The following is a 21944-nucleotide window of genomic DNA, read 5'->3' as shown; positions in this document are numbered from 1 at the left end:
TCTAACGTGTCCCCCACACACGTGGAAAGCGAGGCAAGCACCGATGCCCGAGCAGAGCCCGCTCGACCTGACCGAGGGCGACCCCTTCGGCCCGCACAACCTTCCGTACGGCGTATTCAGCACCGCCGACGAGCCCGGCCGCCGCCGGCTCGGCGTCCGCATCGGCGACCACGTCCTGGACGCGGGGGCGGCGGCGCACGCACTGGGCTCGCCGTACGCGGCGCTGCTCGCGCAGCCGAGCCTCAACCCGCTGCTCGCCGCCGGCCGCACCGCCTGGCGCGACGTCCGCCGGGCGCTCACCGCATGGCTGACGGTCCCGGCCCACCGCTCCGCCATAGAACCGCTCCTGCACCCCCTCGCCACGGTCACGCTCCACCTGCCGTACGAGGTGGCCGACTACGTCGACTTCTACGCGTCCGAGCACCACGCCACCAACGTCGGCCGGATCTTCCGCCCGGACGGGGAGCCGCTCACCCCGAACTGGAAGCACCTGCCCATCGGCTACCACGGCCGCTCCGGCACCGTCGTCGTCTCCGGTACCGACATCGCGCGCCCCAAGGGTCAGCGCAAGGCGCCCGCCGATCCCACGCCCACCTTCGGCCCGTCCATCAAGCTGGACATCGAGGCGGAGGTCGGCTTCCTCGTCGGCGCCCCCTCCGAGCTGGGGCAGCCGGTGCCCCTCGCCTCCTTCCGCGACCACGTCTTCGGGCTCAGCCTCCTCAACGACTGGTCGGCGCGCGACATCCAGGCCTGGGAGTACGTCCCCCTCGGCCCGTTCCTCGGCAAGTCCTTCGCGACCTCGGTGTCCGCCTGGGTGACCCCGCTGGAGGCCCTGGACGCGGCCCGCGTGGCGCCGCCCGCGCGTGACTTCCCGCTCCTGCCCTACCTGGACGACAGCTCCGACGAGGAGCCGGGCGGCTTCGACCTCCACATCACCGTGCGCATCAACGGCGAGACGGTCGCCGAACCCCCGTTCTCGGCCATGTACTGGACGGCCGCCCAGCAGCTCGCCCACATGACCGTCAACGGCGCCTCGCTCCGCACCGGCGACCTGTTCGGTTCCGGCACGGTCAGCGGCCCGGAGGTCCACCAGCGCGGCTCGCTGCTCGAACTCACCTGGAACGGCCAGGAGCCGCTCGAACTGTCCACCGGCAAGCGGACGTTCCTGGAGGACGGCGACGAGGTCACCCTCACCGCCTGGGCCCCGGGCCCGGACGGCACCAAGGTGGGCCTCGGCGAGGTCACGGGCCGGATCGTCCCGGCCACCTGAGCAGCCCGCACGCGACACCACCGGTGGCCGGGCGTCGGTCCGGCCCGACGCCCGCGAGGCGCCAGACGCGTCAAGGGCCCGGCACCCCGCTGGGGGTGCCGGGCCCTTGGCGTATGCGCTCAGCGGACGAAGATCCCCGCCTGCCCGGCGAGATCGAGGAAGTACTGCGGCGCCACGCCCAGCACCAGCGTGACCGCGACGCCCACCCCGATCGTCGTCATCGTCAGCGGCGACGGCACGGCGACCGTCGGGCCCTCCGGCTTGGGCTCGCTGAAGAACATCAGCACGATGACCCGGATGTAGAAGAACGCGGCGATCGCCGACGAGATCACGCCGATGACCACCAGCGCCCCGGCGCCGCCCTCCGCCGCCGCCTTGAAGACGGCGAACTTGCCCGCGAACCCGGAGGTCAGCGGGATACCGGCGAAGGCCAGCAGGAACACCGCGAACACGGCCGCGACGAGCGGTGAACGGCGGCCGAGCCCAGCCCACTTGGACAGGTGCGTGGCCTCACCGCCCGCGTCCCGTACCAGAGTGACGACGGCGAAGGCACCGATCGTCACGAACGAGTACGCGGCCAGGTAGAACAGCACCGACGAGACGCCGTCGGGCGTCGCCGCGATGACACCGGCCAGGATGAACCCGGCGTGGGCGATCGACGAGTAGGCGAGCAGCCGCTTGATGTCGGTCTGGGTGATCGCGACGATCGCACCGGCCAGCATGGTGACGATGGCGACGCCCCACATGACGGGCCGCCAGTCCCAGCGCAGCCCGGGGAGCACCACGTACAGCAGCCGCAGCATCGCGCCGAACGCCGCGACCTTGGTGGCGGCGGCCATGAAGCCGGTGACCGGCGTGGGAGCGCCCTGGTAGACGTCCGGGGTCCACATGTGGAACGGCACCGCGCCGACCTTGAACAGCAGGCCCATCAGCACCATCGCGAAGCCGATGAGCAGCAGCACGTCGTTGCCCATGGTCTGGGCGAGCGCCGGGGTGACCTCGGTGACCGAGCCGTCCACCACATCCGCGATGCGCGCGTACGACACGGAGCCCGCGTACCCGTACAGCAGGGCGATGCCGAACAGCAGGAACGCCGACGAGAAGGCGCCGAGCAGGAAGTACTTCACCGCGGCTTCCTGCGACATCAGCCGCTTGCGGCGGGCGACGGCGCACAGCAGGTACAGCGGGAGGGAGAAGACCTCCAGCGCGATGAACAGCGTCAGCAGGTCGTTCGCCGCCGGGAAGACGAGCATCCCGCCGACGGCGAACAGCACGAGCGGGAAGACCTCGGTGGTCGTGAAGCCCGCCTTCACGGCGGCCTTCTCCTGGTCGCTGCCCGGTACGGCGGCGGCCTCGGCGGCGAACGAGTCGACCCGGTGCCCGTGGTGGGCGGGGTCGAGCCGCCGCTCGGCGAAGGTGAACACCGCGACGAGCGAGGCCAGCAGGATGGTGCCCTGGAGGAACAGCGCGGGCCCGTCGACCGCGATGGCGCCCATCGCGGCGATACCGGCCTTGGTGGTGGCGTGGCCGCCGGCCGCGAGGGCGACGACCGCGGCGAAGGCGGCGGTCAGCGCCACGACGGTCAGGAACACCTGCGCGTAGTAGCGGGCACGGCGCGGGACGAACGCCTCCAGCAGGATGCCCACCACGGCGGCGCCCACCACGATCAGCGTGGGTGCCAGTTGGGCGTACTCGATGGCCGGCGCCCCGATCTTGTCGACGGGGGCCGGTTCGGCCGCCGTCGTCCACAGGCTGTGGACAGCACTCGCGTTCACTTGGCCGCCTCCACCTCGGGCTTGGGGTCCTTCTGCTGTACGTCGGACATGGTGTGCCGCACCGCCGGGTCGACGATCTCGGTCACCGGCTTCGGGTAGACGCCCAGGAAGAGCAGGAGGGCGATCAGCGGGGCGACCACCACCAGCTCACGCGCCTTGAGGTCGGGCATCGCCCGCACCTCCTCCTTCACCGGCCCGGTCATCGTCCGCTGGTAGAGGACCAGCGTGTAGAGCGCGGCGAGCACGATGCCGAAGGTCGCGATGATCCCGGCCACCGGGTAGCGGGCGAACGTGCCCACCAGGACCAGGAATTCGGAGACGAACGGTGCGAGCCCGGGCAGCGACAGCGTGGCCAGACCGCCCACCAGGAACGTCCCGGCGAGCACCGGCGCCACCTTCTGCACACCGCCGTAGTCGGCGATGAGCCGCGACCCGCGCCGCGAGATCAGGAACCCGGCGACCAGCATCAGCGCGGCCGTCGAGATCCCGTGGTTGACCATGTACAGGGTGGCCCCGGACTGGCCCTGGCTGGTCATCGCGAAGATGCCCATGATGATGAAGCCGAAGTGGGAGATCGACGCGTAGGCGACCAGCCGCTTGATGTCCCGCTGGCCGACCGCGAGCAGCGCCCCGTACACGATGCTGATCAGTGCCAGCACGATGATCGCGGGCGTGGCCCACTTCGACGCCTCCGGGAAGAGCTGGAGGCAGAAGCGGAGCATCGCGAATGTGCCGACCTTGTCGACGACCGCCGTGATGAGCACCGCGACCGGCGCGGTCGCCTCGCCCATCGCGTTGGGCAGCCAGGTGTGCAGCGGCCACAGCGGGGCCTTCACCGCGAAGGCGAAGAAGAACCCGAGGAACAGCAGCCGTTCCGTGTTCGTCGCCATCTCGAACGAGCCATTGGCCCGCGCCTGGGCGATCTCCGTGAGGGAGAAATTCCCCGCGACGACGTACAGCCCGATGACGGCGGCCAGCATGATGAGCCCGCCGACCAGGTTGTAGAGCAGGAACTTGACCGCGGCGTACGAACGCTGGGCCGCCGCGTTGTCGTCGGTGCCCGCGTGCGCCCGGTCCCCGAAGCCGCCGATGAGGAAGTACATCGGGATGAGCATGGCTTCGAAGAGGATGTAGAAGAGGAAGACGTCGGTGGCCTCGAAGGAGAGGATCACCATCGCCTCGACCATCAGGATCAGGGCGAAGAAGCCCTGCGTCGGCCGCCACCGCTTGGACTTCGTCTCCAGGGGGTCGGCGTCGTGCCAGCCCGCCAGGATGATGAAGGGGATCAGCAGCGCGGTGAGCGCGATCAGCGCCACGCCGATGCCGTCGACGCCCAGTTCGTACCGGACGCCGAAGTCCTTGATCCAGGCGTGGGATTCGGCGAGCTGGTAGCGGTCACCGTCCGGCTCGAACCGGATGGCCACCAGCGCGGCCAGGACCAGCGTGCCCAGCGAGACGAGCAGCGCCAGCCACTTGGCGGCCGTACGGCGCGCGGCCGGGACGGCGGCGGTGAGGATCGCGCCGACCGCGGGCACGGCCGCCGTCACCGTAAGAAGCGGGAACCCCGCGTTCACCACTTGCGACATCGCGGTCACACCCCCCTCATCAGCAGGGTCGCGGCGATCAGCACCGCCGTACCTCCGAACATCGAGACCGCGTAGGAGCGGGCGAAGCCGTTCTGCAACTTGCGCAGCCGGCCGGACAGTCCGCCGACCGAGGCGGCGGTGCCGTTGACCACCCCGTCGACCAGGGTGTGGTCCATGTACACCAGCGAGCGGGTGAGGTGCTCGCCACCGCGGACCAGGACGACGTGGTTGAAGTCGTCCTGGAGCAGGTCGCGCCGGGCGGCGCGGGTGAGCAGCGAGCCGCGCGGGGCCACGACCGGCACGGGCTTGCGGCCGTACTGCGCGTACGCGATGCCGACGCCGATCAGCAGGACGACGACCGTGGAAGCGGTCACCGCCCCCGCGCTGATGGGCGGGTGCCCGTGCTCGAACTCGGTGACCGGCTTGAGCCAGTTGACGAACGCGCTGTTCAGCGAGAAGAGCGCGCCCGCGAACACCGACCCGAAGGCCAGCAGGATCATCGGGATCGTCATCGACTTGGGCGACTCGTGCGGGTGCGGCATCTCGCCCGGGTGGACCTCGATGCCGGGCTCGACGCTGGGCGCCGTGTCCGGGTCGGGGGCGGGCTGCCAGCGCTTCTCGCCGAAGAACGTCATGAGCATCACGCGGGTCATGTAGAACGCCGTGATGCCCGCGCCCAGCAGGGCGACGCCGCCGAGGATCCAGCCCTCCGTGCCGCCCTTGGCGAAGGCCGCCTCGATGATCTTGTCCTTGGACCAGAAGCCGGAGAGCCCCGGGAAGCCGATGATCGCCAGGTACCCGAGCCCGAAGGTCACGAAGGTGACCGGCATGTACTTCCTCAGGCCGCCGTACTTCCTCATGTCGACCTCGTCGTTCATGCCGTGCATGACCGACCCGGCGCCGAGGAACAGCCCCGCCTTGAAGAAGCCGTGCGTCACCAGGTGCATGATCGCGAAGGCGTACCCGATCGGGCCGAGCCCGGCCGCCAGGATCATGTAGCCGATCTGCGACATCGTCGAACCGGCCAGCGCCTTCTTGATGTCGTCCTTCGCGCAACCGACGATCGCACCGAACAGGAGCGTGACCGCGCCGACCACCACGACCGCCAACTGCGCGTCCGGGGCGGCGTTGAAGATGGCGCCCGAGCGCGTAATGAGATACACCCCGGCGGTCACCATCGTCGCCGCGTGGATCAGGGCCGACACCGGGGTCGGGCCCTCCATCGCGTCACCCAGCCAGGACTGGAGCGGTACCTGCGCGGACTTGCCGCACGCGGCGAGCAGCAGCATCAGGCCGATGGCCGTCAGCATCCCCTCCGACGTCTCGCCCGTGGCCGCGAGCACCGGCCCGAAGGTGAACGTCCCGAAGGTGGTGAACATCAGCATGATGGCGATGGACAGGCCCATGTCGCCGACCCGGTTGACCAGGAAGGCCTTCTTGGCGGCGGTGGCCGCGCTGGGCTTGTGCTGCCAGAAGCCGATCAGCAGGTACGAGGCGAGGCCGACGCCCTCCCAGCCGAAGTAGAGCAGCAGGTAGTTGTCGGCGAGGACCAGCAGCAGCATCGCCGCGAGGAACAGATTGAGATAGCCGAAGAAGCGGCGCCTGCGCTCGTCGTGCGCCATGTACCCGATCGAGTACACGTGGATGAGCGTGCCGACGCCGGTGATGAGCAGGACGAAGGTCATCGAGAGCTGGTCGAGCTGGAAGGCGATGTCCGCCCGGAAGCTCTCCACCGGCACCCAACTGAACAGGTGCTGGTGCAGCGCCCGTTCCTCGGCGTCCCTGCCCAGCATGTCGAAGAAGAGCACCGCCCCGATGGCGAAGGAGGCGGCGGCGAGCAGCGTGCCGAGCCAGTGCCCGGCCCGGTCCAGCCTGCGGCCGCCGCACAACAGGACGGCCGCTCCCAGCAGAGGCGCCGCGACCAGCAGCGCGATCAGATTCTCCACGATTCAGCCCCTCACAGCTTCATCAGGCTGGCGTCGTCGACCGAGGCCGAGTGGCGGGAACGGAACAGCGACACGATGATCGCGAGCCCGACCACGACCTCCGCGGCGGCGACGACCATCGTGAAGAAGGCGATGATCTGGCCGTCGAGATTGCCGTGCATACGGGAGAAGGCGACGAACGCGAGGTTGCAGGCGTTGAGCATCAGCTCGACGCACATGAAGACGACGATCGCGTTCCGCCGGATCAGCACCCCGGCCGCACCGATGGTGAACAACAGGGCGGCCAGGTACAGGTAATTGACCGGATTCACTGCGCGTTCTCCTCCTCACGGTCCTGGGGCCGGGACGCCTGCGGCTCCGAAGGGCCGCGCCCCAGGCGCTCCTCCGCGCGCTGCTCCAGCGCCTTGAGGTCCTCCAGCGCCTGCCGCGACACATCGCGGATCTGGCCGCGCGCCCGCAGCGTCTTGCTGACGGTGAGGTCGGACGGCGTGCCGTCGGGCAGCAGGCCGGCGATGTCCACGGCGTTGTGCCGGGCGTAGACACCGGGCGCGGGCAGCGGCGGCAGGTGCTTCCCCTCCCGTACGCGCTGCTCGGACAGTTCGCGCTGGGTACGGGCGCGCTCCGTGCGTTCCCGGTGCGTCAGCACCATCGCGCCGACGGCCGCGGTGATCAGCAGCACGCCGGTGATCTCGAAGGCGAAGACGTACGTGGTGAAGATCAGGGCCGCGAGGCCCTCCACATTGCCCCCGGCGTTCGCCGTGCCGAGGCCCTCGAAGGTGTCCAGCGAGGCCCTGCCGAGCCCGGCGACGAGCAGGATGCCGAAGCCCAGCCCGCAGGCGGCGGCCATCCAGCGCTGGCCCTTGATGGTCTCCTTCAGTGAGTCGGCGGCGGTGACGCCGACGAGCATGACGACGAAGAGGAAGAGCATCATGATGGCGCCGGTGTAGACGATGATCTGCACGACGCCCAGGAAGTACGCCCCGTTGGCGAGGTAGAAGACCGCCAGGATGATCATGGTCCCGGCCAGGCTGAGCGCGCTGTGCACGGCCTTCTTCATCAGGATCGTGCCCAGCGCGCCGATGACGGCGATGGTGCCTAGCACCCAGAACTGCACGGCCTCACCCGTGGAGGCCGCGGCGGCGAACGTGCTCATGCGCCGACCACCTTCTTCGACGCGGGCTCGCCCTCACCGAAGTCCGACGCTGCCTCCTGCGGCTTCTCGTCGCCCTTGCTCACCGCGGCCTGCCGGACCGTACCGGGCGCGGCCTCGGTGACCAGGCCCCGGTAGTAGTCCTGCTCGGTCATGCCCGGGTGGATGGCGTGGGGCGTGTCGACCATGCCCTCCTCCAGGCCCGCGAGGAGCTGCTCCTTGGTGAAGATGAGATTCGCCCGGGAGCTGTCGGCCAGCTCGAACTCGTTCGTCATCGTCAGCGCCCGGGTCGGGCAGGCCTCGATGCACAGCCCGCAGAAGATGCAGCGGGCGTAGTTGATCTGGTAGACGCGGCCGTAGCGCTCACCCGGCGAGTAACGCTCCTCGTCCGTGTTGTCCGCGCCCTCCACGTAGATGGCGTCGGCCGGGCAGGCCCAGGCGCACAGCTCGCAGCCAACGCACTTCTCCAGGCCGTCCGGGTGCCGGTTGAGCTGGTGCCGGCCGTGGAAGCGCGGCGCCGTCGTCTTCTGCTGCTCCGGGTACTGCTCGGTCAGCCGCTTCTTGAACATGGCCTTGAAGGTCACGCCGAAGCCGGCGACCGGATTCTGGAAGTTGCTCTCAGACACCGTCAGCCTCCTTTCCCTCACTCACAGTGTCGGACCCACCACTGACAATCAGCTCGCGCTCCGAGCGCGGCCGTCGCCGGGGCACCGGCGGCAGGGTCTGACCGGGCAGCGGCGGTACGGGGAATCCGCCGGCCATCGGGTCGAACTCGGCGGGCGGCGGCGCCGCTTCCGCCTCCTGCTTGGCCTTCTTGTCGCGGAAGACATCGGCGACGAACGACAGCAGGAGGACCGCGATGACCGCGCCGGCGACGTACAGCACGATCTGCTGGAAGTCGTAGTTCTCGTTGCGCAGCGCCCGCACGGTCGCCACCAGCATCAGCCAGAGGACCGATACGGGGATGAGGACCTTCCAGCCGAGCTTCATGAGCTGGTCGTAACGGACGCGGGGCAGCGTGCCGCGCAGCCAGATGAAGAAGAACAGCAGCAACTGGACCTTGACGACGAACCAGAGCATCGGCCACCAGCCGTGGTTCGCGCCCTCCCAGAAGGTGGAGATCGGGTACGGGGCCCGCCAGCCGCCCAGGAAGAGGGTCACCGACACCGCCGAGACCGTCACCATGTTCACGTACTCGGCGAGCATGAACATCGCGAACTTGATGGAGCTGTACTCGGTGTTGAAGCCGCCGACCAGGTCGCCCTCGGACTCGGGCATGTCGAACGGGGCGCGGTTGGTCTCACCGACCATCGTGACGATGTAGATGATGAACGACACCGGCAGCAGGATGATGTACCAGCGGTCCGCCTGCGCCTCGACGATCGCCGAGGTCGACATCGACCCGGAGTAGAGGAAGACGGACGCGAACGCGGCGCCCATCGCGATCTCGTAGCTGATCATCTGCGCGCACGAGCGCAGGCCGCCGAGGAGCGGGTACGTCGAGCCGGACGACCAGCCGGCCAGCACGATGCCGTAGATGCCGACGGAGGCGACCGCGAGGATGTAGAGCATCGCGATCGGCAGGTCGGTGAGCTGCATCGTGGTGCGCTGCCCGAAGATCGACACCTCGTTGCCGGCCGGGCCGAAGGGGATCACCGCGATGGCCATGAACGCCGGGATGGCGGCGACGATCGGGGCGAGGACGTAGACGACCTTGTCGGCCCGTTTGACGACCACGTCCTCCTTCAGCATCAGCTTGACGCCGTCCGCGAGGGACTGGAGGAGACCCCAGGGGCCGTGCCGGTTGGGGCCGATGCGGAGCTGCATCCAGGCGACGACCTTGCGCTCCCACACGATGGAGAAGAGCACCGTGACCATCAGGAAGGCGAAGCAGAAGACCGCCTTGATCACCACGAGCCACCAGGGGTCGCGGCCGAACATGGACAGGTCTTCCGCCGCCAGGGTGTACGGGATCATGCCTCCACCTCCGTGCGGGGCGCGGAGTCCGGGGCCGCCGGGGCGAGGCGGACCAGTTGGCCGGGGACGGTGCCCATGGCGGACAGGACGCCGCCCGGGGTCGAGTTGAGCGGCAGCCAGACCACCCGGTCCGGCATGTCCGTGACCATCAGGGGCAGTTCGACGGAGCCCGCCGGGCCGGTCACCGCGAGGACGTCGCCGTCCTTGACGCCGGTCTCCGCCGCCGTGGCCGCCGACAGGCGGGCCACCGAGGCGTGGCGGGTGCCCGCCAGGGCCTCGTCGCCCTCCTGGAGGAGGCCCAGGTCGAGCAGCATCCGGTGGCCCGCCAGGACCGCCTCGCCCTCGCCCGCGAGGGGCAGCGGTGCGGCGGACTCCACCGGGTCGCCCGACCGTGTCCCGTCCCACGCGCCGAGCCGGTCCATCTCGGTGCGCACGGCCTTCACATCCGGCAGCGCGAAGTGCACGTCCATGGTGTCGGCCAGCATGTGCAGCACCCGCGCGTCCGTCGGGGCGAGCGTCCGCGTCATGTGCTGCGGCTTCAGCGCGGCCTCGAACATCCGGACCCTGCCCTCCCAGTTGAGGAAGGTGCCGGGCTTCTCGGCGACCGCGGCGACCGGGAGGACCACGTCCGCCCGCTCGGTGACCTCGCCGGGCCGCAGCTCCAGCGACACGACGAACGCCGCGTCCAGGGCCTCACGCGCGCGTGCCGGGTCCGGCAGGTCGGCGACCTCGACGCCCGCGACGAGCAGGGCGCCCAGCTCGCCGGTGGCCGCGGCCTCCACGATCTGACCCGTGTCCCGACCGTAGCGGTGCGGCAGCTCGCGGACGCCCCAGGCGGCGGCGACCTCGTCACGCGCGCGTGGATCGGTCGCGGGCCGCCCGCCCGGGAGCAGGGACGGGATCGCGCCCGCCCACACCGCGCCGCGCTCACCGGCCCGGCGCGGGATCCACACCAGCTCCGCCCCGGTCGCCGCCGCGGTGCGCACGGCCGCGGTCAGCGCGCCCGGCACGCCCGCCAGCCGCTCACCGGCCACGATGACCGCGCCGGGCTCCCGCAGCGCCCGCGAGGCGGCGGTGCCGTCCGCGTCCAGCCCCGTTCCGGAGGCCAGCGCGTCCAGCCACTCGGGCTCCGTCCCGGGCGCGGCCGGCAGCAGGGTGCCGCCCGCCTTGTGAAGGCCCCGGGTGGCGAAGGAGGCCAGCGCGTACGTCCGCTGGCCCTTCTTGCGCCACGCCTTGCGCAGCCGCAGGAAGACGCCCGGCGCCTCCTCCTCCGCCTCAAGACCGACGAGCAGTACCGCCGGGGCCTTCTCCAGGGAGGTGTACGTGACGCCCGCGCCGTCCAGGTCCTTGCCGCGCCCAGCGACCCGGGCGGCGAGGAAGTCGGCCTCCTCGCTGCTGTGCACGCGCGCGCGGAAGTCGATGTCGTTGGTGTCGAGGGCGACCCGGGCGAACTTGGCGTACGCGTACGCGTCCTCGACGGTCAGCCGCCCGCCGGTCAGGACGCCCGTGCGCCCCCGGACCAGGCCGCGCGCCGCCGCCTCCAGCGCCTCCGGCCAGGAGGCGGGCTCCAGCTCGCCCGTCTCGGAGCTGCGTACGAGCGGCGTGGTGAGCCGGTCACGCTGCTGCGCGTACCGGAACGCGAAGCGTCCCTTGTCGCACAGCCACTCCTCGTTGACCTCCGGGTCGTTGGCGGCGAGCCGCCGCATGACCTTGCCGCGCCGGTGGTCGGTGCGGGTCGCGCAGCCGCCCGCGCAGTGCTCGCAGACGCTCGGCGACGAGACCAGGTCGAAGGGGCGGGAGCGGAACCGGTACGCCGCCGAGGTCAGCGCGCCGACCGGGCAGATCTGGATGGTGTTGCCGGAGAAGTACGACTCGAACGGGTCGCCCTCCCCCGTGCCGACCTGCTGGAGCGCGCCGCGCTCGATCAGCTCGATCATCGGGTCGCCCGCGACCTGGTTGGAGAACCGGGTGCAGCGGGCGCACAGCACGCACCGCTCGCGGTCCAGCAGCACCTGCGTGGAGATCGGCACGGGCTTCTCGTAGGTCCGCTTCCTGCCCTCGAAGCGCGACTCGGCCTGCCCGTGCGACATGGCCTGGTTCTGGAGCGGGCACTCGCCGCCCTTGTCGCAGACCGGGCAGTCCAGCGGGTGGTTGATGAGCAGCAGCTCCATCACACCCACCTGGGCCTTCTCCGCGACCGGCGAGGTGAGCTGCGACTTGACGACCATGCCGTCGGTGCAGGTGATGGTGCACGACGCCATCGGCTTGCGCTGGCCCTCGACCTCGACGATGCACTGCCGGCAGGCGCCGGCCGGGTCGAGGAGGGGGTGGTCGCAGAACCGGGGGATCTCGATGCCGAGCTGCTCGGCGGCGCGGATGACCAGCGTCCCCTTCGGGACGGAGATCTCGATCCCGTCGATGGTCAGGGTGACCAGGTCTTCGGGTGGGACGGCCGCGCTGCCGCCACCCGCGGGGCCGGATGCCATGACGGTCACGCCGTCACCTCCACGTGGTTGTCCGCCCAGGCGGTCGACTTGGCCGGGTCGAAGGGGCAGCCCTTGCCCGTGATGTGCTGCTCGTACTCCCCGCGGAAGTACTTCAGCGACGAGAAGATCGGCGAGGCGGCGCCGTCGCCGAGGGCGCAGAAGGACTTGCCGTTGATGTTGTCGGCGATGTCGTTCAGCTTGTCGAGGTCGCTCATGACGCCCTTGCCGGCCTCGATGTCGCGCAGCAACTGCACCAGCCAGTAGGTGCCTTCGCGGCAGGGGGTGCACTTGCCGCACGACTCGTGGGCGTAGAACTCGGTCCACCGGGTGACCGCCCGCACCACGCACGTCGTCTCGTCGAAGCACTGGAGCGCCTTGGTGCCGAGCATGGAGCCGGCGGCGCCGACACCCTCGTAGTCCAGCGGGACGTCGAGGTGCTCGTCGGTGAACATCGGGGTCGACGAGCCGCCGGGCGTCCAGAACTTCAGCCGGTGGCCGGGGCGCATGCCGCCGCTCATGTCGAGCAACTGCCGCAGGGTGATGCCGAGCGGCGCCTCGTACTGGCCGGGCGAGGCGACATGGCCGCTGAGCGAGTAGAGCGTGAAGCCGGGGGACTTCTCGCTGCCCATCGACTTGAACCAGTCCTTGCCCCGGTTCAGGATCGCGGGAACCGAGGCGATCGACTCGACGTTGTTCACCACAGTGGGGCACGCGTACAGACCGGCGACCGCGGGGAAGGGGGGACGGAGCCGGGGCTGGCCACGGCGGCCTTCGAGCGAGTCGAGCAGCGCGGTCTCCTCACCGCAGATGTACGCGCCCGCGCCCGCGTGCACGGTGAGTTCGAGGTCGAGTCCGCTGCCGAGGATGTTCGTGCCGAGGTAGCCCGCCGCGTACGCCTCACGCACGGCCTCGTGCAGCCTGCGCAGCACGGGCACGACTTCGCCGCGCAGATAGATGAAGGCATGGTTCGACCTGATCGCGTAGCACGCGATCACGATCCCCTCGATGAGGGAATGCGGGTTGGCGAAGAGGAGCGGGATGTCCTTGCAGGTCCCGGGCTCCGATTCGTCGGCGTTGACAACAAGATAGTGGGGCTTGCCGTCTCCCTGGGGGATGAACTGCCACTTCATCCCGGTGGGGAAGCCCGCGCCGCCGCGGCCGCGCAGGCCGGAGTCCTTGACGTACGCGATGAGGTCGTCGGGCGTCATGGCGAGGGCCTTCTTCAGCCCCTCGTATCCTTCGTGCCGTTTGTAGGTGTCCAGCGTCCAGGAGTTCGGCTGGTCCCAGAACGCCGAAAGGACCGGCGCCAGCAGCTTCTCCGGGCTGGTCGTCTCGGGTGCCAACGTCATCACTCCCCCTCCTCGTTGACCGGGCCGACCGGGCCGGACGGGTGCTCGGGGTCCGAGGCCGAGGTCTGCTGCGGCGCGTCGTGCGAGCTGAGGTGCCCCGAGCCGGGCATGGCCTCGCCCTCGGCGGGCTCGCCGCGCGGGTGGACCACGCGCGCGCCGGGCACGGCCTCGCCCTTGGCGAGCTTCAGGCCGATCAGCGAGGCGGGTCCGGCACCGCCGGTCGCCTCGACCGCGCCGGGGCGCTCGTCGGGGAAGCCGGCCAGGATGCGGGCGGTCTCCTTGTACGTGCACAGGGGCGCGCCGCGCGTCGGCTGGACCGGGCGGCCGGCGCGCAGGTCGTCGACGAGCCGCTTGGCGGACTCGGGCGTCTGGTTGTCGAAGAACTCCCAGTTGACCATCACCACGGGCGCGTAGTCGCAGGCCGCGTTGCACTCGATGTGTTCGAGGGTGACCTTGCCGTCCGGCGTCGTCTCGTTGTTGCCGACGCCGAGGTGCTCCTGGAGCTCCTCGAAGATCGCGTCGCCGCCCATGACCGCGCACAGCGTGTTGGTGCACACCCCGACCTGGTAGTCGCCGCTCGGCTTGCGCCGGTACATGGTGTAGAAGGTCGCGACGGCGGTGACCTCGGCGGTGGTCAGGTCCAGCATCTCCGCGCAGAACCGCATGCCGGTCCGGGTCACATGCCCCTCCTCCGACTGCACCAGGTGCAGCAGCGGCAGCAGGGCGGAGCGGCTGTCGGGGTAGCGGGCGATGACCTCCCTGGCGTCCGCTTCGAGCCGGGCGCGCACATCGGCCGGGTAATCGGGGGCGGGGAGCTGCGGCATCCCCAAGCTGACGTCTGTCATTACCGGTCGACGCCTCCCATCACGGGGTCGATGGACGCGACGGCGACGATGACGTCGGCGACCATGCCGCCCTCGCACATCGCCGCCATGGCCTGGAGGTTGGTGAACGACGGGTCGCGGAAGTGGACCCTGTAGGGGCGGGTGCCGCCGTCGGATACGACATGGACGCCGAGCTCGCCCTTGGGGGACTCGACCGCCGTGTACGTCTGGCCGGGCGGGACGCGGAAGCCCTCGGTCACCAGCTTGAAGTGGTGGATCAGGGCCTCCATGGAGGTGCCCATGATCTTCTTGATGTGGTCGAGGGAGTTGCCGAGTCCGTCCGGGCCGAGGGCGAGCTGGGCGGGCCAGGCGATCTTCTTGTCGGCGACCATCACCGGGCCCGGCTCCAGCCGCTCCAGGCACTGCTCGACGATCCGCAGCGACTGGCGCATCTCCTCCAGGCGGATGAGGAAGCGGCCGTACGCGTCGCACGTGTCGGCGGTCGGGACGTCGAACTCGTACGTCTCGTAGCCGCAGTACGGGTCGGTCTTGCGCAGGTCGTGCGGCAGCCCGGTGGCGCGGAGGATCGGTCCGGTGGCGCCGAGGGCCATGCAGCCGGCCAGGTCGAGGTAGCCGATGTCCTGCATACGGGCCTTGAAGATGGGGTTGCCGGTGGCGAGCTTGTCGTACTCCGGCAGGTTCTTCTTCATGGTCTTCACGAACTCGCGGAGCTGGTCCATGGCGCCGGGCGGCAGGTCCTGGGCGAGGCCGCCGGGGCGGATGAACGCGTGGTTCATGCGCAGTCCGGTGATCAGTTCGTACAGGTCCAGGATCATCTCGCGGTCCCGGAAGCCGTAGATCATGATCGTGGTGGCGCCCAGCTCCATGCCGCCGGTGGCGATGCACACCAGGTGCGAGGAGATGCGGTTGAGCTCCATCAGCAGGACGCGGATGATCGTCGCCCGGTCGGGGATCTGGTCCTCGATGCCGAGGAGCTTCTCCACGCCGAGGCAGTACGCCGCCTCGTTGAAGAACGGCGTCAGGTAATCCATGCGTGTGACGAAGGTGGTGCCCTGCGTCCAGGTCCGGTACTCGAGGTTCTTCTCGATGCCGGTGTGGAGGTAGCCGATGCCGCAGCGGGCCTCGGTGACGGTCTCGCCGTCGAGCTCCAGGATGAGCCGGAGCACGCCGTGCGTGGACGGGTGCTGGGGGCCCATGTTGACGACGATGCGCTCGTCGTCGGCCTTGGCCGCGGACTGGACGACCTCGTCCCAGTCGCCACCGGTGACCGTGTAGACGGTGCCTTCGGTGGTCTCGCGGACGTCGGCCTCGGCGGCGTCGGGAAGGTGCGTCCCGGAGGGACCCGATGAGGGGTGGGGGTCGGGCGACGGGTGGGCGTGGGGTGTGGTGGTCACGAGTACGACCTCCGCTGGTCCGGAGCCGGGATCTGGGCGCCCTTGTACTCGACGGGGATGCCGCCGAGGGGGTAGTCCTTGCGCTGCGGGAAGCCCTGCCAGTCGTCCGGCATCATGATCCGGGTGAGGGCGGGGTGGCCGTCGAAGATCAGGCCGAAGAAGTCGTACGTCTCGCGCTCGTGCCAGTCGTTGGTCGGATAGACCCCGACGAGCGACGGGACGTGCGGATCGGCGTCCGGGGCGGTGACTTCGAGCCGGATCAGCCGGCCGTGGGTGAGCGAGCGCAGGTGGTACACGGCGTGCAGCTCGCGGCCCTTGTCCCCGGGGTAGTGGACGCCGCTGACGCCCGTGCACAGCTCGAAGCGCAGGGCGGGGTCGTCGCGCAGGGTGCGGGCGACACGCACGAGGTGCTCGCGGGCGATGTGGAAGGTCAGCTCGCCCCGGTCGACGACCGTCTTCTCGATGGCGTTCTCCGGAACGAGGCCCTGCTCCTCCAGGGCGCCCTCCAGCTCGTCGGCGACCTCGTCGAACCAGCCGCCGTAGGGCCGGGTGGCCGGGCCGGGCAGGCGGACGGAGCGGACGAGGCCGCCGTAGCCGGAGGTGTCGCCGCCGTTGTTCGCGCCGAACATGCCGCGCTGGAGCCGGACCTCCTCCCCGTGCTCGCCGCGCTGACCGGGCAGGTTCTGCGCGCTGAGGTCCTTGTCGGGATTCGGCTGATCACTCACCTCAGCAGCCCCTTCATCTCGATCGTGGGCAGCGCCTTGAGCGCCGCTTCCTCCGCCTCGCGGGCCGCTTCCGCCGCGTTGACGCCGAGCTTGGAGCTCTGGATCTTCTGGTGGAGCTTGAGGATCGCGTCCATCAGCATCTCCGGACGCGGCGGGCAGCCCGGCAAATAGATGTCAACGGGAACAATGTGGTCAACGCCCTGCACAATCGCGTAATTGTTGAACATCCCACCCGACGAGGCACAAACCCCCATGGAGATCACCCACTTGGGGTTCGGCATCTGGTCGTAGACCTGGCGCAGGACGGGCGCCATCTTCTGGCTCACCCGGCCGGCCACGATCATCAGGTCGGCCTGGCGCGGTGAGCCGCGGAAGACCTCCATGCCGAAGCGCGCCAGGTCGTACCGCCCGGCGCCGGTCGTCATCATCTCGATGGCGCAGCAGGCGAGGCCGAAGGTCGCGGGGAAGACGGACGCCTTGCGCACCCAGCCCGCGGCCTGTTCGACGGTCGTCAGCAGAAAACCGCTCGGCAGCTTCTCTTCGAGTCCCATTGGTGCCCCTCAGCCCCTCAGTCCCATTCCAGGCCGCCACGCCGCCATACGTACGCGTAGGCGACGAAGACGGTGAGCACGAAGAGCAGCATCTCCACGAGCCCGAAAAGCCCCAGGGCGTCGAAGCTGACGGCCCAGGGGTAGAGGAAGACGATCTCGATGTCGAAGACGATGAAGAGCATCGCCGTCAGGTAGTACTTGATGGGGAAGCGGCCCCCTCCGGCCGGAGTGGGCGTCGGCTCGATACCGCACTCGTAGGCCTCAAGCTTCGCCCGGTTGTACCTCTTTGGGCCGATAAGCGTGGCCATGACCACGGAGAAGATCGCAAACCCTGCCCCGAGGGCGCCGAGCACGAGGATGGGCGTGTAGGCATTCACGCTCCTCGCTCCTTCCAGTCGTCCTTGACCGATGGACCGCACCGGGCACCGTCTCGCCGCCTCGCGAAGATCGTGCACATGTGAGGCAGTTCACAAGCCCGACTGCTTCGCATCCTATGCCCGTCGATCTGTGATCTGCGACACGGGGTACGACAACGCCTTTGTGATCTCCACCACCCGGCGAAGGATCATGAATTCACCGTGAGGGCGATCTTCATACCGGGTGTGTCCAGACGCTCACAAGACGTGACATTTCAGGGGTTCGGGCCAGGTCAGAGGGGTCGGGCCCTATCAAGGGGTGGTGACTACAAGCAAATTCGCCCTGGACTCGCACGGGTGATAAAGGGCCTCACCTCACTCACGCGAGGGGCCCGCCCGTACCGAAGTGGACACGTGCGCGCTTTCACGATCTTCCGGGCATCTTCGGCGGTGACCTTCCCGTGACCTGCGTCACTCCCCCGCCGGGCCGACAAAAGCGGGCTTGGCCACCGGCGTGAAGGAGTGGTAAGCGCACGGCAATTCGGACGTTTCGCGGAAAACCCATGATCACGGCCGTGATCACCGGAGTCCGCATTGTCCGTTACGGCGTCAATAAGGGCCAGACGGAAGCGGATTCAACCAATCCGCGCGCAACTGTGGCGCAACACACGTTTCTTGAAGGGAACCGTGAAGCCCTGATAGCGGTTGTACTCATGTCCCACACCGCTCACATACCCAGCCACCGGAAGCCCCGCCGCAGCGCTTCGAAGCTCTCGCTGCGCGCCGGAGTTGCCGGTGGCGTCCTCAGCACCATCGCGGTGGCCGGTGCTGCCGGGCCGGCGAACGCCGAGCCGGTGACCGAGACCATCGAGATGCCCACCCTGAACGCGGACCTGTCCGCGGACCTGTCGAGCGCCGTCGCCGCCTCCGCCGAGGCGACCCAGCAGATCGCGCTCGACCAGGAGCTGCAGGCACAGGAGGACGCCGCAGCCGCCAAGGCCGCGAAGGAAGCCAAGACGGCCAAGGCCGAGGCGGAGCGCAAGGCGGAGGCCGAGGAGGCCCGGCGCAAGGCCGAGGCGAAGGCCCAGGCCGAGGCCGCCGAGCGCGCCTCCCGCTCCTCCGAGCGCACCACGCTGTCCGCCTCCGTCGGCTCCGACGACGGCGGCTCCTCCTACGACTCCGGCCAGGCGACCGGCTCCGCCGCGGCGATCGTGGCCTTCGCCCGCGCCCAGGTCGGCGACGCCTACGTCATGGGCAGCACCGGCCCCAACTCCTGGGACTGCTCCGGCCTCGTCCAGGCCGCGTACCGCCAGGCCGGCATCGAGCTCCCGCGCGTCTCGGGCGACCAGTCGAGCCGCGGCACCTCCGTCTCGCTGGACAACCTCCAGCCGGGCGACATCCTCTACTGGGGCAGCCGGAGCAACTCGTACCACGTGGCGATCTACGTGGGCGGCGGCATGTTCGTCGGCGCGCAGAACCCCGGCACCGGTGTCGTCGAGCGCTCACTCGACTACGACATGCCGTCCGGCGCGGTCCGCGTGCTCTGAGGCGTACGCACAGGGCTTGAAGGGCCGTCGCTCCCCCGCTCGGGGAGGGAGCGACGGCCCTTCGGCGCGCCCCCGGCCGTACCCGTGCGCAGCAGGAAGTGCGCGGCGACGCCCGCGAGCAGGCCCCAGAACGGCGAGCCGATGCCGGCGATCGTCACGCCGGACGCGGTGGCCAGGAACGTGATGACGGAGGCCTCCCGGTCGCGTTCGTCGGCGACCGTACGGGCCAGACTGCCCGCGATCGAGCCGAGCAGCGCCACCCCGGCGAGCGTGGCGACCAGCGCCTTCGGCAGCCCGGTGAACAGCGCGACCAGGGTGGAGCCGAAGCAGCCGACCGCCAGGTACCCGACGCCGCACGTCACCCCGGCGATCCACCGCTTGGCCGGGTCCCGGTGCGCGTCCGGCCCGGTGCAGATCGCCGCCGTGATGGCCGCCGGGTTGACCGCGTGCGACCCGAACGGCGCCAGCAGCACCGACACCAGGCCCGTCGTCCCGCACACCACCCGGCTGTCCGGCCGGTACCCGGCGGCGTTCAGCACCGCGATGCCCGGCGCGTACTGGCCCGCCAGGGTCGCCACCAGCAGCGGCACGCCGATCCCGACGAGCGCCCCGACCGAGAACTGAGGCGCCGTGAAATGCAGGACAGCGAGCCCCAATCCGGGCAAATCCACCCGCAGCCCGCCCGTCGCCCCGGCCACCGCCAGCCCGGCCACGAGCGCGCACACCACCGCGTACGTCGGCACCAGGCGCCGCGCGAGCAGGTACGCCAGCAGCATCGCGCCGGCGAGCAGCGGCGCGCTGCGCACCGAGGTGAACACGGCCGTGCCGAAGGAGAACAGCGTCCCGGCGAGCATCGCCGCGACCACGCCCGCCGGGATGCGGGCCATCACCCGCGCGAACACCCCGGTGGCGGTGAGCGCCGTGGCGGCCACGCCCGCCGCCAGGAAGGCGCCGACGGCCTCGGGGTAGCCGTGCTGGGGCAGGGCCGTGACGAGGATCGCCGCGCCGGGCGTGGAGAACGCCGTGATGACCGGCGCGCGGCTCCACCAGCTCAAGCCCACGCACGTGACGCCCGCGCCGATGGACACCGCCCACACCCACGACGACGCCTGCGCCTCGGTGAGCCCGGCCGCGGAGGCGGCGGCCAGGACGAGGGCGAGCGGCCCGGCGTACGAGACCACCATCGCCACCGTCCCGGCGGTGACCGCCGTCAGGGGCAGGGCTCCACCGGTACGGGTACGTATCGGTCCACGCTCCGCGCTGATCATGCGCTCATCGTGCCGTACGGGGATCAGCGCGCGCGGACACGTCCAGCAGACGGGCGGCGTTCACGCCTCGGGACGACGTCCGACCCGGCCTTGCCCCTCACCCCGCGTTCGGCACCGCGTGCGCCAACAGCGGTGGACCACACGCCCAGGGTGCCGCCACCGACGCGGGAGGCGGCGCCGGGGGCAACATCGCCGGACTGCCCATCGGAAGCCCCCTCAACCAATGCGGCGGAGCGGATTTGAGTATTCCGCTGGAGGGCAAGCAGCTCAGTCCATACGTGCCGATTCAGGTGCCGCTGTACAACCTCGGTGGCTCATAACCTCCGGCGCGACCTTGAATGATCACGAACGCGGGGCCACCTTCGACAGGCCGTTGATGATGCGGTCCATCGCGTCGCCGCCCGTCGGGTCCGTCAGGTTGGCGAGCATCTTCAGCGTGAACTTCATCAGCAGCGGGTGCGTCAGGCCGCGCTGGGTCGCGATCTTCATGACCTTCGGGTTGCCGATCAGCTTCACGAAGGCGCGGCCGAGCGTGTAGTAGCCGCCGTAGGTGTCCTTGAGGATCTTCGGGTAGTTGTGCAGGGCCAGTTCGCGCTGGGCCGGGGTCGCGCGGGCGTGGGCCTGGACGATGACGTCGGCGGCGAGCTGCCCGGACTCCATGGCGTACGCGATGCCTTCGCCGTTGAACGGGTTGACCAGGCCGCCCGCGTCGCCGACGAGCAGCAGGCCGCGCGTGTAGTGCGGCTGGCGGTTGAAGGCCATGGGCAGGGCGGCGCCGCGGATCGGGCCGGTCATGTTCTCGGGGACGTACCCCCAGTCCTCCGGCATGGAGGCGCACCACGCCTTGAGCACCTCGCGCCAGTCCAGCTCCTTGAAGGAGTCGGAGGTGTTGAGGACGCCGAGGCCGACGTTGGAGGTGCCGTCGCCCATGCCGAAGATCCAGCCGTAGCCCGGCAGCAGCCGGTCCTCGCCGGGGCCGCGCCGGTCCCACAGCTCCAGCCAGGACTCCAGGTAGTCGTCGTCGTGGCGGGGGCTGGTGAAGTACGTCCGGACCGCGACGCCCATCGGCCGGTCCTCGCGCCGGTGCAGGCCCATGGCGAGGGACAGGCGCGTGGAGTTGCCGTCGGCGGCGACGACGAGCGGCGCGTGGAAGGTGACCGGCGTCTTCTCCTCGCCCAGCTTGGCGTGCACGCCGGTGATCCGGCCGGTGCGGTCGTCCACGATCGGGGCGCCCACGTTGCACCGCTCGTAGAGGCGGGCCCCCGCCTTCTGCGCCTGGCGGGCGAGCTGCTCGTCGAAGTCGTCGCGCTTGCGGACCAGTCCGTAGTCCGGGTACGAGGCCAGCTCGGGCCAGTCGAGCTGGAGGCGGACCCCGCCGCCGATGATGCGCAGCCCCTTGTTGCGCAGCCAGCCCGCTTCCTCGGAGATGTCGATGCCCATCGCCACGAGCTGCTTGGTGGCGCGCGGGGTCAGGCCGTCACCGCAGACCTTCTCGCGCGGGAACGCGGTCTTCTCCAGGAGCAGGACGTCCAGGCCGGCCTTGGCGAGGTAGTACGCGGTCGTCGAACCGGCCGGACCGGCCCCGACGACGATCACATCCGCGGTGTGTTCGGAGAGGGGCTGCTGCTCGGTCACGGCGGGGTCTCCCGAATACTCGAAATTGCGTACCGGACGGCACAGGACGTGTGCAGTCTATGGGGACGTACCGATCACCGACCC

The 21944-nt window shown here is 70.1% G+C and carries 18 protein-coding genes; 2 read left to right on the top strand and 16 right to left on the bottom strand.

What is annotated here, in order from left to right:
* Nucleotides 1–43: 43 nt before the first annotated feature.
* Complete coding sequence (gene fahA / locus AB0J57_RS24005; protein WP_366130353.1) at nucleotides 44–1270, top strand: fumarylacetoacetase; 1227 nt, start codon at nucleotides 44–46, stop codon at nucleotides 1268–1270.
* A gap of 119 nt (nucleotides 1271–1389) precedes the next feature.
* On the opposite strand, the gene nuoN is transcribed toward fahA, so the two are convergent.
* From nuoN to AB0J57_RS23935, 14 genes are read right to left on the bottom strand one after another with little or no spacing between them, the layout of a single operon-like run.
* Nucleotides 1390–3045 carry an NADH-quinone oxidoreductase subunit NuoN gene (gene nuoN / locus AB0J57_RS24000; protein WP_366130352.1) on the bottom strand — a complete coding sequence of 552 codons (1656 nt, stop codon included), beginning with the start codon at nucleotides 3043–3045 and terminating at the stop codon, nucleotides 1390–1392.
* On the bottom strand, nucleotides 3042–4631 hold the full coding sequence (locus tag AB0J57_RS23995) for an NADH-quinone oxidoreductase subunit M (protein ID WP_366130579.1): 1590 nt from the start codon (nucleotides 4629–4631) through the stop codon (nucleotides 3042–3044). The genes nuoN and AB0J57_RS23995 overlap by 4 nt, the downstream gene beginning before the upstream one ends.
* A gap of 5 nt (nucleotides 4632–4636) precedes the next feature.
* On the bottom strand, nucleotides 4637–6577 hold the full coding sequence (gene nuoL, locus AB0J57_RS23990; RefSeq protein ID WP_366130351.1) for an NADH-quinone oxidoreductase subunit L: 1941 nt from the start codon (nucleotides 6575–6577) through the stop codon (nucleotides 4637–4639).
* Between the two features lie 11 nt (nucleotides 6578–6588).
* Nucleotides 6589–6888 carry an NADH-quinone oxidoreductase subunit NuoK gene (gene nuoK / locus AB0J57_RS23985; RefSeq protein ID WP_069927518.1) on the bottom strand — a complete coding sequence of 100 codons (300 nt, stop codon included), beginning with the start codon at nucleotides 6886–6888 and terminating at the stop codon, nucleotides 6589–6591.
* The gene (locus tag AB0J57_RS23980) at nucleotides 6885–7730 is read right to left on the bottom strand and encodes an NADH-quinone oxidoreductase subunit J (protein WP_366130350.1); all 846 of its coding nucleotides are present in this window, start codon (nucleotides 7728–7730) and stop codon (nucleotides 6885–6887) included. The genes nuoK and AB0J57_RS23980 overlap by 4 nt, the downstream gene beginning before the upstream one ends.
* A complete protein-coding gene (gene nuoI, locus AB0J57_RS23975) occupies nucleotides 7727–8353 on the bottom strand; it encodes an NADH-quinone oxidoreductase subunit NuoI (protein ID WP_366130349.1) in 627 nt (208 codons plus the stop codon). The genes AB0J57_RS23980 and nuoI overlap by 4 nt, the downstream gene beginning before the upstream one ends.
* The gene (gene nuoH, locus AB0J57_RS23970) at nucleotides 8346–9704 is read right to left on the bottom strand and encodes an NADH-quinone oxidoreductase subunit NuoH (protein WP_366130348.1); all 1359 of its coding nucleotides are present in this window, start codon (nucleotides 9702–9704) and stop codon (nucleotides 8346–8348) included. Before nuoH ends, nuoI begins: the two co-directional genes overlap by 8 nt.
* Entirely contained in the window at nucleotides 9701–12199 is a 2499-nt protein-coding gene (locus tag AB0J57_RS23965) for an NADH-quinone oxidoreductase subunit G (RefSeq protein ID WP_366130347.1), read from the bottom strand. Before AB0J57_RS23965 ends, nuoH begins: the two co-directional genes overlap by 4 nt.
* The gene (nuoF, locus tag AB0J57_RS23960; protein WP_366130346.1) at nucleotides 12196–13539 is read right to left on the bottom strand and encodes an NADH-quinone oxidoreductase subunit NuoF; all 1344 of its coding nucleotides are present in this window, start codon (nucleotides 13537–13539) and stop codon (nucleotides 12196–12198) included. The genes AB0J57_RS23965 and nuoF overlap by 4 nt, the downstream gene beginning before the upstream one ends.
* The gene (gene nuoE / locus AB0J57_RS23955; RefSeq protein WP_366130345.1) at nucleotides 13539–14384 is read right to left on the bottom strand and encodes an NADH-quinone oxidoreductase subunit NuoE; all 846 of its coding nucleotides are present in this window, start codon (nucleotides 14382–14384) and stop codon (nucleotides 13539–13541) included. Before nuoE ends, nuoF begins: the two co-directional genes overlap by 1 nt.
* Complete coding sequence (locus AB0J57_RS23950; protein ID WP_366130344.1) at nucleotides 14384–15778, bottom strand: NADH-quinone oxidoreductase subunit D; 1395 nt, start codon at nucleotides 15776–15778, stop codon at nucleotides 14384–14386. Before AB0J57_RS23950 ends, nuoE begins: the two co-directional genes overlap by 1 nt.
* The gene (locus AB0J57_RS23945) at nucleotides 15775–16503 is read right to left on the bottom strand and encodes an NADH-quinone oxidoreductase subunit C (RefSeq protein WP_366130343.1); all 729 of its coding nucleotides are present in this window, start codon (nucleotides 16501–16503) and stop codon (nucleotides 15775–15777) included. Before AB0J57_RS23945 ends, AB0J57_RS23950 begins: the two co-directional genes overlap by 4 nt.
* Nucleotides 16500–17054 (bottom strand): NADH-quinone oxidoreductase subunit B family protein, encoded by a 555-nt coding sequence (locus AB0J57_RS23940; RefSeq protein WP_129307482.1) that lies wholly within the window; start codon nucleotides 17052–17054, stop codon nucleotides 16500–16502. The genes AB0J57_RS23945 and AB0J57_RS23940 overlap by 4 nt, the downstream gene beginning before the upstream one ends.
* Nucleotides 17055–17071: 17 nt before the next feature.
* Nucleotides 17072–17431 (bottom strand): NADH-quinone oxidoreductase subunit A, encoded by a 360-nt coding sequence (locus tag AB0J57_RS23935; RefSeq protein WP_126885585.1) that lies wholly within the window; start codon nucleotides 17429–17431, stop codon nucleotides 17072–17074.
* Between the two features lie 692 nt (nucleotides 17432–18123).
* Here AB0J57_RS23935 and AB0J57_RS23930 point away from each other — a divergent pair.
* Nucleotides 18124–18957 carry a C40 family peptidase gene (locus AB0J57_RS23930; protein ID WP_366130342.1) on the top strand — a complete coding sequence of 278 codons (834 nt, stop codon included), beginning with the start codon at nucleotides 18124–18126 and terminating at the stop codon, nucleotides 18955–18957.
* On the opposite strand, the gene AB0J57_RS23925 is transcribed toward AB0J57_RS23930, so the two are convergent.
* Together AB0J57_RS23925 and AB0J57_RS23920 are read right to left on the bottom strand one after the other, a co-directional pair.
* Nucleotides 18921–20225, bottom strand: coding sequence for a benzoate/H(+) symporter BenE family transporter (locus AB0J57_RS23925; protein WP_366130341.1), 1305 nt, complete (start codon nucleotides 20223–20225; stop codon nucleotides 18921–18923). The genes AB0J57_RS23930 and AB0J57_RS23925 overlap by 37 nt on opposite strands.
* A gap of 342 nt (nucleotides 20226–20567) precedes the next feature.
* Nucleotides 20568–21860 carry a geranylgeranyl reductase family protein gene (locus AB0J57_RS23920; protein WP_366130340.1) on the bottom strand — a complete coding sequence of 431 codons (1293 nt, stop codon included), beginning with the start codon at nucleotides 21858–21860 and terminating at the stop codon, nucleotides 20568–20570.
* Nucleotides 21861–21944 lie beyond the last annotated feature (84 nt).

Origin of the sequence: Streptomyces sp. NPDC049837 (assembly GCF_040674455.1) — a bacterium.
In the GTDB taxonomy this organism is placed as follows: domain Bacteria; phylum Actinomycetota; class Actinomycetes; order Streptomycetales; family Streptomycetaceae; genus Streptomyces.
The sequence above is the reverse complement of the archived record's forward strand: the minus strand, read 5'-3'. Positions and strand labels throughout refer to the sequence as shown.